Annotated in this window: 11 protein-coding genes; 6 read left to right on the forward strand and 5 right to left on the reverse strand. The window is 62.9% G+C overall.

Going from position 1 to position 14,409, the window contains the following annotated elements:
* The first annotated feature begins 32 nt into the window (after positions 1-32).
* From B4F27_RS06970 to lpdA, 5 genes are all read left to right on the forward strand, one after another.
* Entirely contained in the window at positions 33-2,996 is a 2,964-nt protein-coding gene (locus tag B4F27_RS06970) for a 2-oxoglutarate dehydrogenase E1 component (RefSeq protein WP_286759252.1), read from the forward strand.
* 2 nt (positions 2,997-2,998) lie between these two features.
* Positions 2,999-4,528, forward strand: a complete 1,530-nt coding sequence (odhB, locus tag B4F27_RS06975; RefSeq protein ID WP_005851503.1) for a 2-oxoglutarate dehydrogenase complex dihydrolipoyllysine-residue succinyltransferase — start codon at positions 2,999-3,001, stop codon at positions 4,526-4,528.
* A gap of 30 nt (positions 4,529-4,558) precedes the next feature.
* Complete coding sequence (locus B4F27_RS06980; RefSeq protein ID WP_005851501.1) at positions 4,559-4,945, forward strand: MAPEG family protein; 387 nt, start codon at positions 4,559-4,561, stop codon at positions 4,943-4,945.
* A 12-nt stretch (positions 4,946-4,957) separates the two neighbouring features.
* On the forward strand, positions 4,958-5,353 hold the full coding sequence (locus B4F27_RS06985) for an MAPEG family protein (RefSeq protein ID WP_180828696.1): 396 nt from the start codon (positions 4,958-4,960) through the stop codon (positions 5,351-5,353).
* A gap of 147 nt (positions 5,354-5,500) precedes the next feature.
* Positions 5,501-6,889 (forward strand): dihydrolipoyl dehydrogenase, encoded by a 1,389-nt coding sequence (gene lpdA, locus B4F27_RS06990; RefSeq protein WP_286759253.1) that lies wholly within the window; start codon positions 5,501-5,503, stop codon positions 6,887-6,889.
* A gap of 110 nt (positions 6,890-6,999) precedes the next feature.
* Here the strand turns inward: lpdA and B4F27_RS06995 are convergent, their stop codons facing one another.
* From B4F27_RS06995 to B4F27_RS07005, 3 genes are read right to left on the reverse strand one after another with little or no spacing between them, the layout of a single operon-like run.
* On the reverse strand, positions 7,000-7,731 hold the full coding sequence (locus B4F27_RS06995; RefSeq protein ID WP_286759254.1) for a lysophospholipid acyltransferase family protein: 732 nt from the start codon (positions 7,729-7,731) through the stop codon (positions 7,000-7,002).
* Positions 7,731-8,636: a cell division protein FtsX gene (locus B4F27_RS07000; RefSeq protein WP_005851493.1), complete on the reverse strand. Its 906-nt coding sequence runs from the start codon at positions 8,634-8,636 to the stop codon at positions 7,731-7,733. The genes B4F27_RS06995 and B4F27_RS07000 overlap by 1 nt, the downstream gene beginning before the upstream one ends.
* Positions 8,633-9,310, reverse strand: coding sequence for a cell division ATP-binding protein FtsE (locus B4F27_RS07005; RefSeq protein ID WP_074636275.1), 678 nt, complete (start codon positions 9,308-9,310; stop codon positions 8,633-8,635). Before B4F27_RS07005 ends, B4F27_RS07000 begins: the two co-directional genes overlap by 4 nt.
* A gap of 165 nt (positions 9,311-9,475) precedes the next feature.
* On the opposite strand from B4F27_RS07005, the gene B4F27_RS07010 reads away from it, so the two are divergent.
* Positions 9,476-10,384, forward strand: coding sequence for a zinc-ribbon domain-containing protein (locus tag B4F27_RS07010; RefSeq protein ID WP_286759255.1), 909 nt, complete (start codon positions 9,476-9,478; stop codon positions 10,382-10,384).
* Between the two features lie 52 nt (positions 10,385-10,436).
* Here B4F27_RS07010 and B4F27_RS07015 read toward each other — a convergent pair whose 3' ends face one another.
* Positions 10,437-13,028, reverse strand: coding sequence for a TIGR02302 family protein (locus B4F27_RS07015; RefSeq protein WP_286759256.1), 2,592 nt, complete (start codon positions 13,026-13,028; stop codon positions 10,437-10,439).
* 39 nt (positions 13,029-13,067) lie between these two features.
* A complete protein-coding gene (gene lysA / locus B4F27_RS07020) occupies positions 13,068-14,333 on the reverse strand; it encodes a diaminopimelate decarboxylase (RefSeq protein WP_037943238.1) in 1,266 nt (421 codons plus the stop codon).
* Positions 14,334-14,409: the final 76 nt, after the last annotated feature.

Raw genomic sequence — 14,409 nt, forward strand, 5'->3', positions numbered from 1 at the left:
TTAAACGTCGCGCTCTCATCAGAGGTATCGCCATGACAGACCAACCCAAAAACGACCAGTTCCACGATACCTCCTTTCTCGAGGGACAGAACGGCGAATACCTAGAGGCAATGTATGCCCGCTATGCCAGCGATCCCAATGCGGTTGATGGCGCATGGCAGGCGTTCTTCGAAGCGATGGACGATGACCACGCCGACGTTCAGGCAGAGGCCGCAGGCCCGTCCTGGGCGCGCAGCGATTGGCCCCCCGTCCCGCAGGACGATCTGACCTCTGCATTGACCGGCCAGTGGCCCGTCCCGACCGAAGCGAAAGCCGCCGGTCAGAAGATTACCGAAAAAGCCTCCTCCAAGGGGATCGAACTGTCTGACGCGCAAGTACAACGTGCCGTGCTCGACAGTATCCGCGCGTTGATGCTGATCCGCGCCTACCGTATCCGTGGCCACCTTGCCGCCGATCTTGACCCGCTTGGCATGCGCGACAGCGACACCCAACCTGAACTGGACCCGGCCGCCTATGGGTTCGGGCCCAAGGACATGGATCGCCCGATCTTTATCGACAACGTGCTTGGCCTCGAGATCGCGACGATGAAACAGATCGTCGATATCGTCAAAAGCACCTACTGCGGCACCTTCGCGCTGCAATATATGCACATCTCTGATCCCGAACAGGCCGCGTGGCTGAAAGAGCGGATCGAGGGCTACGGTAAGGAAATCCAGTTCACCCGCAATGGCCGCAAAGCCATTCTGAACAAGTTGGTAGAAGCAGAAGGCTTCGAGAAATTCCTGCACGTCAAATACATGGGCACCAAGCGGTTCGGCCTTGATGGGGGCGAAAGCCTGATCCCCGCGATGGAACAGATCATCAAGCGCGGCGGTCAGCTAGGCATTCAGGACATCGTGATCGGCATGCCGCACCGTGGCCGTCTGTCGGTGCTGGCAAACGTCATGCAGAAACCCTACCGCGCGATCTTCAACGAGTTTCAGGGCGGCAGCTTTAAACCCGATGATGTCGACGGCTCCGGCGATGTGAAATACCACCTCGGCGCGTCCTCTGACCGTGAATTCGACGGCAACACCGTCCACCTGTCGCTGACCGCCAACCCGTCCCACCTCGAAGCGGTGAACCCCGTTGTTCTGGGCAAGGTCCGCGCCAAGCAGGACCAGCTGAACGACAAGGAACGCACCTCCGTGATGCCGATCCTGCTGCACGGGGATGCGGCTTTCGCCGGTCAGGGTGTCGTGGCCGAATGTTTCGCCCTCTCGGGCCTGCGCGGGCACCGTACCGGCGGGACCATGCATATCGTGGTGAACAACCAGATCGGTTTCACCACAGCGCCGCACTTCAGCCGCTCCAGCCCCTATCCGACCGATAACGCGCTGGTCGTCGAGGCTCCGATCTTCCACGTCAACGGCGACGACCCCGAAGCGGTCGTGCACGCGGCCCGCGTGGCGACCGAATTCCGTCAGAAGTTCAAGAAAGACGTGGTCATCGACCTGATCTGCTACCGCCGCTTTGGTCACAACGAAGGCGACGAGCCGATGTTCACCAACCCGGTGATGTACAAAAAGATCAAAAAGCAAAAGACCACGCTGACGCTCTATACCGAGCGTCTGGTGAAAGACGGCCTGATCCCCGAGGGCGAGATCGAGGATATGAAAGCCGCTTTCCAGGAGAAGATGAACAGTGAATTCGAGGCCGGCAAAGAATACCGCCCCAACAAGGCCGATTGGCTGGATGGCAAGTGGTCGCACCTCGATAAGGCCAAGGAAAAGAAATACCAGCGTGGCAAGACAGCCATCGCCGCCGAAACCATGGCGGATGTGGGCAAGGCGCTGACCGCCGCACCCGACGGCTTTCCGCTGCATAAAACCGTGGCGCGCCTGCTCGACGCCAAGGCCGAGATGTTCAAATCCGGCGAAGGCTTCGACTGGGCCACAGCCGAGGCGCTGGCCTTTGGCTCGCTCTTGACCGAAGGGTACAAGGTCCGCCTGTCCGGTCAGGACTCCGCCCGCGGCACCTTCTCGCAGCGTCACTCCGCCCTGATCAATCAGGAAAACGAAGACCGCTACTACCCGCTGAACCACATCCGCGAAGGTCAGGCAGAATACGAAGTCATCGACTCCATGCTGTCGGAATACGCGGTTCTGGGCTTTGAATACGGCTACTCGCTGGCGGAACCCAACGCGCTGACCCTATGGGAAGCGCAGTTCGGCGATTTTGCCAACGGCGCACAGATCATGTTCGACCAGTTCATTTCCTCGGGCGAAAGCAAATGGCTGCGCATGTCCGGCCTCGTCTGCCTGATGCCCCATGGCTATGAAGGGCAAGGGCCCGAACACTCCTCCGCGCGTCTGGAACGCTTCCTGACCATGTGCGGCGGTGACAACTGGATCGTGGCGAACTGCACCACGCCCGCGAACTACTTCCACCTGCTGCGCCGCCAGCTGCACCGCAGCTACCGCAAGCCGCTGATGCTGATGACGCCGAAATCCCTGCTGCGCCACAAGCTGGCCGTCAGCAAGGCCGAGGAATTCACCACCGGCTCCTCCTTCCACCGCGTCCTCTGGGACGATGCGGAACAGGGCAACTCGGACACCACATTGGCGGCGGACGACAAGATCAAGCGCGTCGTCATGTGTTCGGGCAAGGTCTATTACGACCTGCTGGAAGAACGCGACGCCCGTGGCATCGACGACATCTACCTGCTGCGTTTCGAACAATTCTACCCGTTCCCCGCGCAATCCGCTGTGAAAGAGCTGGAACGCTTCAAGAATGCGGAAATGGTATGGTGTCAGGAAGAGCCCAAGAACCAAGGGGCATGGTCCTTCATCGAACCCAATATCGAATGGGTTCTGGGCCGTATCGACGCCACCCACACCCGTCCGACCTATGTCGGTCGCGCCACCTCGGCCTCGCCTGCGACCGGCCTTGCCTCCCAACACAAAGCACAACAAGCAGCCCTCGTTGACGAAGCGCTGACCATCGAAGGAAAATAACCATGACAAGCGAAGTACGCGTCCCTACCTTGGGTGAATCCGTAACCGAAGCGACCGTGGCAACATGGTTCAAAAAGCCCGGCGATAGCGTCGCAGTCGACGAAATGCTCTGCGAGCTGGAAACCGATAAGGTCACCGTCGAAGTGCCCTCCCCCGTGGCGGGCACTCTGGCCGACATCGTCGCCGCCGAAGGCGAAACCGTCGGCGTTGACGCGCTGCTGGCCAATATCTCCGAAGGGGATGCGGCCCCAGCGAAATCCGAAGCCCCCAAAGCGGTCGATGCCGGTGCCGAAGACGTGAAACCCCGCGACGCTGCGGATGATGTCGATGTCATGGTCCCCACCTTGGGCGAATCCGTGTCCGAGGCGACCGTCAGCACGTGGTTCAAGACCGTCGGTGACCACGTCGAAGCCGATGAAATGCTCTGCGAGCTGGAAACCGACAAGGTCAGCGTCGAAGTGCCCGCGCCGACATCGGGCACGCTGACCCAGATCATCGCCGAAGAAGGCAGCACGGTTGAGGCCAACGGCAAGCTCGCCGTGATCAGCCAGGGCGAAGGCGGCAGCGCAAGCAAACCCGCCGATGATACCGCTGAACCCAAAGCGGGCGGTCAGGTCCCTGCCCCCGGCAACGCGCCCTCGGGCGATGTCGAAGACGCGCCTTCCGCCAAGAAAGCCATGGCCGAAGCCGGCATCAGCCGCGATCAGGTCACCGGCACAGGCCGTGACGGACGTGTGATGAAGGAAGACGTGGCCAAGGCCGTTGCCGCTGGCAAGAACGCGGCAAAACCTGCCGCCGCCGCGCCACGCGCCCCATCGGCCCCCCAGGACGCCGCCCGCGAGGAACGCGTCAAGATGACCCGTCTGCGCCAGACCATCGCGAAACGTCTGAAAGACAGCCAGAACACCGCTGCCATGCTGACGACCTATAACGAGGTCGACATGACAGAGATCATGGCCCTGCGGAACGAATACAAAGACCTGTTCCTGAAAAAGCACGGCGTCAAACTCGGCTTCATGTCCTTCTTCACCAAGGCCTGTATCCACGCCCTGAACGAAGTGCCCGAAGTGAATGCCGAAATCGACGGCACCGATGTGGTCTACAAGAACTACGTCAACATGGGCATCGCGGCCGGCACACCCACCGGTCTGGTCGTGCCCGTGGTCAAGGACGCGCAAGCGATGTCCTTTGCCGACATCGAAAAGGAAATCGGTGAACTGGGGGCCAAGGCCCGCGACGGCAAACTGTCCATGGCGGAAATGCAGGGCGGCACGTTCACTATCTCTAACGGTGGTGTCTATGGCTCGCTGATGTCCTCGCCGATCCTGAACCCACCACAATCGGGTATCCTCGGGATGCACAAGATCCAGGACCGCCCCATGGCGATCAATGGTCAGGTCGTGATCCGTCCAATGATGTATCTGGCGCTCAGCTATGACCACCGCATCGTGGACGGCAAAGGTGCCGTGACCTTCCTCGTCCGCGTGAAAGAAGCGCTCGAAGACCCACGCCGCCTGCTGATGGACCTGTAACCCACCACACCCACCGCCCAGAAAGGACAAATGATGACAGAGACCACGATACTCGCCGCCTATGGCCTGCTCGTTATGCTGACAATCTTGCTTCAGGTTCTGGGCGGTGCGCAACAACTCAGCCTGGGCTATCTGCTCTCGTCGCGCGACGAGGACCGGTCGATGACCGGCATGACGGCCCGGCTGAAACGCGCATTGGACAACTCCATCGTGGCAATGGCGCTCTTTGCCCCGGCGGTGCTGATCCTCGAAATGCTGGACCGCACCAATGCCACGTCCCTGCTGGCCGCGCAGGTCTTCCTCATCGCGCGGATCATCTATCTGCCGGTCTATGCGCTTGGCGTCCCTGCGATCCGGACCCTCGCATGGCTGGCGGGCTTTGCCGCCACCGCCATTCTCTATTTCCTCGCGCTATAGCGGACCGCCAAGATGACACCCGAACTCACCGTTCTGACCCTCGCAGCGCTGCTTCAGGTCGTGACCTTTGTGGCCTATGCGATCCCTGCCAACCGCGAGGTCGGCCCCGGCTACACCATGTCCGCGCGCGACCGAGAGCCGTCGAAATCGCTCTCTGACAGGACCGCCCGTCTGGGCCGCGCGTTCAACAATATGTTCGAAGCGCTGGCGCTTTTCGCCGTCGCCGTCGTGGTGCTGCAAATGTCCGGTCAGAATACAACCTACACCGCCATTCTCGCATGGATCTTCCTCGCGGCCCGCGTCGCCTATGTGCCAGCCTATGCGCTTGGCCTGCGTCCCGGACGCTCGCTGATCTGGGCCGTGGGCCTGAGCGCGACGGTGCTGATGCTGCTGGCCGCGCTGTTTTGATCTTCCAAATGGCATAGATCCCGGGGGCGTGCGCTTGCGCACGGGGGCAGCGCCCCCTAGCCTTGACCGCAACACGCCCCGCCCCTGCATGCCTGAACGCCACCTCTTCTACTCTACCCCAATTCCCGACCACCAAGGAGACCTTCCATGTCCAGCTACGATGTCATCATCATCGGCTCCGGCCCCGGCGGCTATGTATCCGCCATCCGCTGCGCCCAACTGGGCCTCAAAACCGCCTGTGTCGAGGGCCGCGAGACGTTGGGCGGCACCTGCCTGAACGTCGGCTGTATCCCGTCCAAGGCGCTGCTGCATGCCACGCATATGCTGCACGAAGCCGAACACAACTTTGCCGATATGGGCCTCAAGGGTAAAAGCCCTTCGGTCGATTGGGCGCAGATGCAAACCTACAAACAGAACACGATCGACACCAACACCAAGGGGATCGAGTTCCTGTTCAAGAAGAACAAGATCGACTGGATCAAGGGCTGGGCCACCATCCCCGAAGCCGGCAAGGTCAAGGTCGGCGACGAGGTGCACGAGGCCAAGAACATCATCATCGCCACGGGCTCCGAACCCTCTGCCCTTCCCGGTGTCGAGGTTGACGAAAAGGTCGTCGTCACCTCCACCGGCGCGTTGGCGCTGAACAAGATCCCGAAAAAGCTGGTCGTGATCGGCGCGGGCGTCATCGGGCTCGAACTCGGCTCTGTCTACGCGCGTCTGGGGGCCGAGGTGACGGTTGTCGAATATCTCGATGCGATCACCCCCGGCATGGACGGCGAAGTGCAGAAGAACTTTATGCGCATCCTGAAAAAGCAGGGCGTCAACTTCGTCATGGGTGCCGCCGTACAAGGCACCGAAGCTTCCAAGACCAAAGCCAAGGTGACCTACAAGCTGCGCAGGGATGACAGCGAACACACGCTGGACGCCGATGTTGTTCTCGTCTCCACAGGCCGCAAGCCGTTCCACGACGGTCTGGGCCTTGAAGGTCTGGGGGTCGAGCTGACCAAACGCGGCCAGATCGCGGTAAGCGACACCTGGGAAACCTCGGTCAAAGGCATCTACGCCATCGGCGACGTCATTGAAGGCCCGATGCTGGCGCATAAGGCCGAAGACGAAGGCATGGCCGCAGCAGAGGTCGTGGCGGGCAAACATGGCCACGTGAACTATGGCGTGATCCCCGGCGTGATCTACACCCACCCCGAGGTTGCCAATGTCGGTGCCACCGAAGAGCAGCTGAAAGAAGCGGGCCGCGCCTATAAGGTCGGCAAGTTCAGCTTTATGGGCAACGCCCGTGCCAAGGCCGTCTTCGCGGGCGAAGGCTTCGTCAAGCTGATCGCTGACAAGGAAACCGACCGCATCCTCGGCGCGCATATCATCGGCCCCGGTGCCGGTGATCTGATTCACGAGGTCTGCGTTGCGATGGAATTCGGTGCCTCTGCCGAGGATCTGGCGATGACCTGCCATGCGCACCCGACCTACTCCGAAGCGGTCCGCGAAGCGGCGCTGGCCTGTGGCGATGGCCCGATCCACATGTAAGGCAGCCGACTGCATCGAAACGACAAAGGGTGGACCGTTTGGCCCACCCTTTTTTGTGTTCTAACCGTCGTGCTCTATCCGTCGTGCGCGCCGATCGGTAGGGGCAGCGCCTATCTCGGTTGAGGGGCTTTGAACCCCGCTTCGGCCAAGAGCGCGTCCGACCGTGTCTCGACCGTTTCTTCAAGCCGCTTCATGAAGGCGGCCCGCTCCAACCCCGGCGCGATGGGGGTCAGGAACTCGACCACTGCCACACCCGGACGCCGGTACAGCCCGCGCCGTGGCCAGAAGTAACCGGCATTGGTGGCGACGGGGACACAGGGCTGGTTCATCTGCTCGTAAAGTGCGGCAGTGCCTGCCTTATAGGGTACCGATAGACCGGGCGCGACGCGTGTGCCTTGCGAATAGATGACAAGCTGGCCCGGTTCGGCCTCGCCCGCTTTGACATCGGCCAGCATCTTGGAAATCGCCGCACCACGTTTGCCACGGTTCACCGCGACCATCTGCATACGCTTGGCATATTGCCCGATCACCGGCGTCATCAGGATCTCGCGTTTCATGATAAATTTCGCGCGTGGCAGAATGTGAAAGATCATCAGGATATCAAGGAAAGACTGGTGTTTGGCGGCGACCAACACGGCCCCGTCCGGCACGTCGCCCCGCACCTCGCACCGCAACCCGACGATGACCTTCGCCATCCACATAGTCCCCGCCGCATAGGCCTTGCACGCCGCATAGGCCCCCCGCCGCGAAAACATGGCCCAAGGCGCGTAAAACAGCCCCAGAAGCGGCATATAGACCGTGGCCAGCACGATGAAGGTCAAGGATCGTATCCACTGCAACATTATGCGAGTTCCTTTAATGTACGGCGCGCGGCCGCCCCTGTGGCCGCAAAGGCGACACCACCGGACAGAAACGGGATCACCAGCGGCACAACCCAGTGCCAGCCCTGAAAGCCCAAACCCGTCAGAAAGCCCCCCGCGTCAGCGGTGCTTGGCAACAGCAGTATCGCCAGCAGCCCGACCCCCGTGCCTGCCGCAGCGCCGGTCAGCGCGCGCAGGGTGAAACGCCGGATAAAAGCCTGCGCGATATAGCTGTCGGTCGCGCCGACCAGTCGCAAAACGGCAATGACCTGAGCGTTGGCCGACAGCGCCGCATTGGCGGCAAGTGTCACCATCGCGGCCAGCGTCGCGATGATCAGGATCATGGAGACCCAGCCCAGAAGCTTCAGACGCGACGCGGCCTTGACCAGCGGCGCGCGCCAGCGGCTGTGATTGTCCAGAACCGCCCCCGGCACCTCTGCCGCGAGGCGCAGGCGCAGGCCATCGGCGTCCATGCCGTCGTCCTCTTCGATGATCTCGATCAGGCGGGGCACCGGCAGGGCATCAATGGCCAGTTCCGGCCCGAACCAGGGGGCCAGCAGGGATTGCTGCTCTTCATCCGTGAGGGCGCGGGCTGTGGCGACCCCTTTGGTCGTCTCGAGGATGCGCAAGGCGGCCTCGGTCTGGGCACTGCGCTGGTCGATAGGGGCCACAACCCGGATCGTCGCGGTGCGTGCCAGCTCTTGCCCCCAGATATTCGCCAACCGTCCCGACGCCAGCGACAGCGCCAGCGCAAAGACTGCCAGAAACGCCATCGTTCCCGCGGCAAACAGGGTCAACTGCGCGGTAAACCCCGACGGCGGCACCACACGGTCCGCCTGACGGTCGCCGTTCCACAGCGCTGTCAGCGCAATGCGCAGCATCTTCATAGATCCGCCCCCGCCAACTGGATGCGCCGGTTGGCAATGCGCAAGACACGCGCCTGCACCTGCGCCTTGGTGGCACGGATCAGCCCCAGATCGTGGGTCGCGATCAACACGGTCTTGCCCATGCGGTTCAGTTCTACCAGCAGGCGAAGCAGGCGCTGCGACATTTCCCAGTCAACGTTGCCGGTGGGTTCATCCGCAAGCACCACATCGGGCGACATGATCACCGCACGGGCCAGCGCCGCACGCTGGCGCTCACCGCCCGACAGCTCTGGCGGCAGGGCCTCGGCGCGGCTGCTCAGCCCGACCCACGACAGCAGCTCTTGCAGATCGTCGCCGCCGGTTTCCGCATGGCGGCCCGACACGGTCAGCGGCAAACCGATGTTTTCGGCAACCGGCAAATGGTTCAGGAATTGGCAATCTTGGTGCACCACGCCCACACGTCGCCGGATCATCGCGATATCATCGCGGTCCATCGCACGCACGTCCTTGCCAAACAGCGACACATGCCCCGCCGTGGGCAGCAGCGCGCCATAGCAGAGCTTCATCAAAGTGGTCTTGCCAGAGCCGGACGGACCCGTCAGAAAATGGAACGACCCCGGCGCCAGCTTGACCGAGATATCGGACAAAAGCTCGCCCCCGCCATAGCTGTAGGCCACGTTTTCAAACTCGATCACACGCATATCCCGCTTGGTTTGAACTGTTGTGCCCCAGCACCGCTTGGGTTTCAATGCACCCCGGCGCAGCCATTGCATGAAGATTGCACTTTTCCTACGGTTTTCTAGGACATAAGGTTGATCTGACGTGAAAACGAAGAGGTTTCCAATGGTTCGGGGCGCAACATGAGACTGATCTGTCCCAATTGCGATGCGCAGTACGAGGTCCCGGACGAGGTGATGCCCTCTTCCGGTCGCGATGTGCAATGTTCGAACTGTGGCCAGACCTGGTTCCAGCACCACCCCGATTTCCCCCCTCTCGATGACGAGGACGACAGCAGGATCAGCACGGTTTCCGCCGCTCTGTCGGCGCGCGATGATGCGGATGACGGCGTCGCGCCCGAACACGATGCAGATGCGCCCCCCCCAGCAAGCCCGCCCGAGCCCGACGCAGACGCAGCGGAAGACCCCGACGCGGGCGAACCCGCGCATCCCGCCCCGCCACCGCGCAAGCAGCTTGACCCGTCGGTCGCCGATATTCTCCGGCAAGAGGCCGAGGCGGAACAAGAAGCCCGCCGTCACCGTCAGGCTCAGACCCTTGAAAGCCAGCCTGATCTGGGGCTTGAAGAAGCAGACCAACCCAGCGAAAGCGACCGCGCGCAGCAGGCCAAGGCCCGCATGTCGCGTCTGCGCGGCGAAGAGCAGCACAGCGCTGCCGAGACCACAGCCGCCGCTGCGGCCGTTGCATCGCGCCGCGAATTGCTGCCCGATATCGAAGAGATCAATTCCACCCTGCGCACCGGATCAGAACGGCGCGTGATCCCGAACACGGGCGCAGACGCCGGGCGCGATACCCATGCGGACACGAAACAGCGTAGCGGGTTCAGCCGCGGGTTCGTGCTGATTGTCGCGCTCGCCTCTGTGCTGGTGCTGCTATACGTCTTTTCGCCGCAAATCTCGGAAGCGGTGCCCGCGCTGCGCCCCTATCTTGCGCTTTACGTCGCGCAGGTGGACAGCGCGCGCCAATGGCTGGACGAGATGTTGCAATCAACACTGCAATGGCTGGATGCACGGGCGTCGCAGTCGGGCAGCTAAAACGGATCGGGCCCGTCCTTTTGGCGGCCCCGTCCTTTCGTCATCAATCCTATCAAAAACGGTCCAGCAGACGGCGCAGATAGTCGCGTTCGACCTCTGGCCGGGTCGCCTCGCCCGAGCGGCGGCGGATCTCGTCCAGCAGTTCACGCGCGCGGCCATAGGCGTCATTATCCAGCGCCAGATCACCCTCTGACCCCTGCGCGCCATTCGCCCCCTGCTCGCGCCCTAAAGGGTCCGTGTTTTCGGCACGGCGGTTGCCCTGCGCGGTGCCTTGCCCTGGCTCGGACGCTTGCTGGTCCTGTTCCATCGCCTCGCCCAAGGCGCGCATGCCCTCGCGCAGCGCTTCCATCGCCTGCGATTGGTTATCGATCGCTTCGGCCAGATCGTCGCGGCGCAAAGCCTCTTCGGCACCGTCCATCGCGCGGCCGGCACGGTCCAGCGCATCGCGCGCGGCGTCACCTTCGGGGGTGCCCCCACCGGGCAGACGCCCTTCCTGACGGCGCAGCTCATCGCGCAGCGCTTGCTGACGGTCAGCGATCGATCCCTGTCCCTGCCCCGGTTCGCCCTGGCCATTGTTCTGGCCCGGCTGCTGCCCCGGTTGGCCGGGCTGGTTGCCCTCCTGTTGCGGGCCGGGTTGCTGGCCCTGGTCCTGCCCCTGTTGCTGGCCGTCATCGGCATTGGGGTTGAACCTGTCCTGCAAATCGCGGAACGCCTGATCGCTTAGCTCTTGCTGCTCGCGCAGGCTATCGGCCAGCCCCTCCATCGCCTGTTCACCCTCGGATTGCCCACCTTCGCCCGGCTGGCCTTGGGTAACACGCATGTTCTCCATCATCTCTTGCAGTTCGCGCAGTGCCTGTTCGGCCTCGGCCATGCGGCCCTGCTCCATCAGCTCCTGGATCCGGTCCATCATGCGTTGCAGGTCGTCCTGCGTCATCTGCATGGTCTCGCCCTGCTGGCCTTGCTGCTGGTCGCCGTTCTCACCTTCTTGCGCCTGTTGGCGTTGCAGCTGGCGCATATAGTCGTCGGTGGCGCGGCGCAGCTCTTCCATCAGCTCTGCGATCTCGGCGTCCGAGGCGCCGTTCTTCATCGCCTCTTGCAAACGCTCCTGTGCGCGGCGCATCCGGTCCAGCGCATCGGCCAGCACGCCTTCCTCCAGTTCAATCGCCAGATCCCATAGATCATCCGCGATCTCGGTTTGCACCTCGTCGGACAAACCATAGCGGGCGCGAATTTCGATCCGTTCAATCAGCCGCCGCAAGCGCAGCGCCGCCGTGTCAGAGCGGAACACATCCTCCGGACGATAGGACACCGCCCGCAAGACCTGCGCGAGGGTGTCGGCGTTGCCCTTGGCCCACAGCAGATCGCGCCGTTGTTCGATAACGGCCGCCGCCAGCGGATCGAAAAAGCGTCGTCCCGGCAGGGTCATCTGCGTCGGCGGGGTGGTCGCCTGTTGTTCCGACGCATCCAGCACGCTCAGCGTGACGGTGACCGGCAGGTTGGCCCACGGATGTTTGGAAAAATCGTCGATCAGGTTCTCTTCGAAATCGCGGCGGTCCCCTGCAATGGGCAGCGACAGCGGCACGATCATCTCGGCCCGCGGGTCAGGGTCAATCGCCAGCCCATAGCGGCGGTCCACAGCGGCCAGATCCAGATCAATCCGCGCCTCGCCCGCCTCGACGCCATAGTCGTCCCGCGCCACAAAGGGCAGTTGCATCTCGCCAAGGGCGGTCACCTCGGGCGGGCCTACAATCTCGACCTGCGGCTTGGCATCGGGCAGCATCGTCACGTCCCACGCGCGCCCGTTCGGCCCGTCGATGGTGATCTGCCCGCTTTGGCTCACCTTGAAATCCTGCACGATGGCGGGGGCGTCCCCCTCTGGCTGGGGCTGGCCCGAAACGGTCTCGGTCACCGACAGCGCCCCCACTTCGCCATACATGCGCAGGGTGATCAGCGTGCCCGCGGGCAGGTTCAACGGCCCCTCCGCAAGGTCGGAGAGATAGAGCGTCGGCTTGCCGGTATAGCGCGGTGGCTCCGCCCAGCCTTCCCAGACCGGACCGGAGGCCAAAGCCCCCCCGCCCGCCGTCAGACCCGCAACCGACCCGATGCGCAGCACCGACCCAAAGACCAGCGCCGTAACGAAAGCCAGCAGCGCGACATAGCGCAGGGCAAAGGGATCACGACGCGCAATGCGCAAGTCCGCAGGCACCGCCTGCGCAGCGGCGGCACGGGCGGCCATGCGGCGCTGGTGTGCCTGCCACACCGCAGCAGAGGCATCATCCCCCGTGCCGATCGCCTGCACATCCATCAGCGCCTGAATGGGGCGTCCGGGTAGGCTGGCGTCAAGGCGGGTCAGCGCCTCTATCCGGCGGGGGATGCGTAAATGGCGCAGCGCATAGACCAGCGCCCCGACAGCGGCCAGCGTCACTGCAACGACAGCGCCGGTCACGACGGACATCGGCACGGTATCGTGCAGCCCCAGCATCAGCACCGCCAGAACAGCCAGCACCAAGGCGATCAGCGGCCAGAACGCCTGCACCAACACCTCGGCCCAGATACCGGCCCAGGTCAGACGCAGGGGCCAACGGATCGACTTGAGACCCTGATCGGGCGAGTGGTCGTCATCCTTGGCGGTGAAAAGCGTCATGCGGGCCCTGCTTTCAAAAGCCGGACACGCAAGGCGCGGTCACAGCCATTCAGGAATGGTATCGCGATTTATCATTTCGTCAAAGGTCGGGCGTCGGCGGATAACCGCAAATTGATCGCCATGGACCAGCACCTCGGGGATCAGCGCACGAGAGTTGTATTCGCTGGCCATCACCGCGCCATAGGCACCGGCACTGCGGAAGGCCACCAGATCGCCCGCGGCCAGCTTTGGCATCATGCGCTGCTTGGCAAAGGTATCACCGGATTCGCAGACCGGCCCGACGATGTCATAGGGCTGCTGCTCTGCCCCTGCTTCGGCTTCGACGACGGGGATGATATCGTGATGGGCTTCGTACATGGCGGGGCGGATCAGGTCGTTCATCGCACCGTCGATGATCAGGAAATCGCGGCCCTCGCCGGATTTGACATAGATCACCTCGCTCACCATGAGGCCGGCGTTGCCCGCGATCAGGCGGCCCGGCTCGATCTCGATCTCGCAGCCCAGATGGCCAAGCGTCTTTTGCACCATTGCGCCGTAGTCCGTGGGCAGTGGCGGGGCGGCATTGCTACGCTCGTAGGGGATTCCCAGCCCGCCGCCCAAATCCAGACGACGGATGGTATGCCCGTCGGCGCGCAGCTGCTCTGTCAGTTCGGCAACCTTCTGGTACGCCAGTTCGAACGGCGTCAGATCGGTCAGCTGGCTTCCGATGTGCACATCGATGCCCACGACCTCTAGGCCCGGCATCGCGGCGGCCATGCGGTAGACTTCGCGCGCGCGGGCGATGGGGATACCGAATTTATTCTCGGACTTGCCCGTCGCGATCTTGGCATGGGTTTTGGCGTCGACATCGGGGTTCACGCGGATGGTGATCGGCGCGACCTTGTCCATCGACCGCGCGACGGCGTCCAGCACCTCCATCTCGGGTTCGGATTCGACGTTGAACTGGCGGATGCCGCCCTCAAGCGCGAGCCGGATTTCAGACACGGTCTTGCCCACGCCCGAGAACACGATCTTGTCGCCGGGCACGCCTGCCGCCTTGGCACGCAGGTATTCCCCCGCCGACACGACATCCATCCCCGCCCCCGCCTGCGCGAGCGTTTTCAGCACCGCTTGGTTCGAGTTCGCCTTCATCGCGTAGCAGACCAGATGGTCCATCCCGTCCAGCGCATCGTCAAAAGCCTTGAAGTGGCGCAACAGCGTGGCGGTGGAATAGACGTAAAAGGGTGTGCCGACCGCGGCTGCGATCTCGGAGATGGCGACATCCTCGGCGAACAGCGCGCCATCGCGGTACAGGAAATGATCCATAGTTTCAGGCTCCTAAGCTTTTCCCGCCGAAAGCTGCCGGCGATCGTTTACGGGCGGCGGACCGCAGGGACAGGCA

This window comes from Sulfitobacter sp. UBA1132 (assembly GCF_002311545.1).
In the GTDB taxonomy this organism is placed as follows: domain Bacteria; phylum Pseudomonadota; class Alphaproteobacteria; order Rhodobacterales; family Rhodobacteraceae; genus Sulfitobacter; species Sulfitobacter pontiacus.

Bases quoted from the DNA above. Each gene is read 5' to 3' on its own strand.
- B4F27_RS06970 (WP_286759252.1), top strand. From the start codon at position 33: ATGACAGACCAACCCAAAAACGACCAGTTCCACGATACCTCCTTTCTC.
- odhB (WP_005851503.1), top strand. From the start codon at position 2,999: ATGACAAGCGAAGTACGCGTCCCTACCTTGGGTGAATCCGTAACCGAA.
- B4F27_RS06980 (WP_005851501.1), top strand. From the start codon at position 4,559: ATGATGACAGAGACCACGATACTCGCCGCCTATGGCCTGCTCGTTATG.
- B4F27_RS06985 (WP_180828696.1), top strand. From the start codon at position 4,958: ATGACACCCGAACTCACCGTTCTGACCCTCGCAGCGCTGCTTCAGGTC.
- lpdA (WP_286759253.1), top strand. From the start codon at position 5,501: ATGTCCAGCTACGATGTCATCATCATCGGCTCCGGCCCCGGCGGCTAT.
- B4F27_RS06995 (WP_286759254.1), bottom strand. From the start codon at position 7,731: ATGTTGCAGTGGATACGATCCTTGACCTTCATCGTGCTGGCCACGGTC.
- B4F27_RS07000 (WP_005851493.1), bottom strand. From the start codon at position 8,636: ATGAAGATGCTGCGCATTGCGCTGACAGCGCTGTGGAACGGCGACCGT.
- B4F27_RS07010 (WP_286759255.1), top strand. From the start codon at position 9,476: ATGAGACTGATCTGTCCCAATTGCGATGCGCAGTACGAGGTCCCGGAC.
- B4F27_RS07015 (WP_286759256.1), bottom strand. From the start codon at position 13,028: ATGACGCTTTTCACCGCCAAGGATGACGACCACTCGCCCGATCAGGGT.
- lysA (WP_037943238.1), bottom strand. From the start codon at position 14,333: ATGGATCATTTCCTGTACCGCGATGGCGCGCTGTTCGCCGAGGATGTC.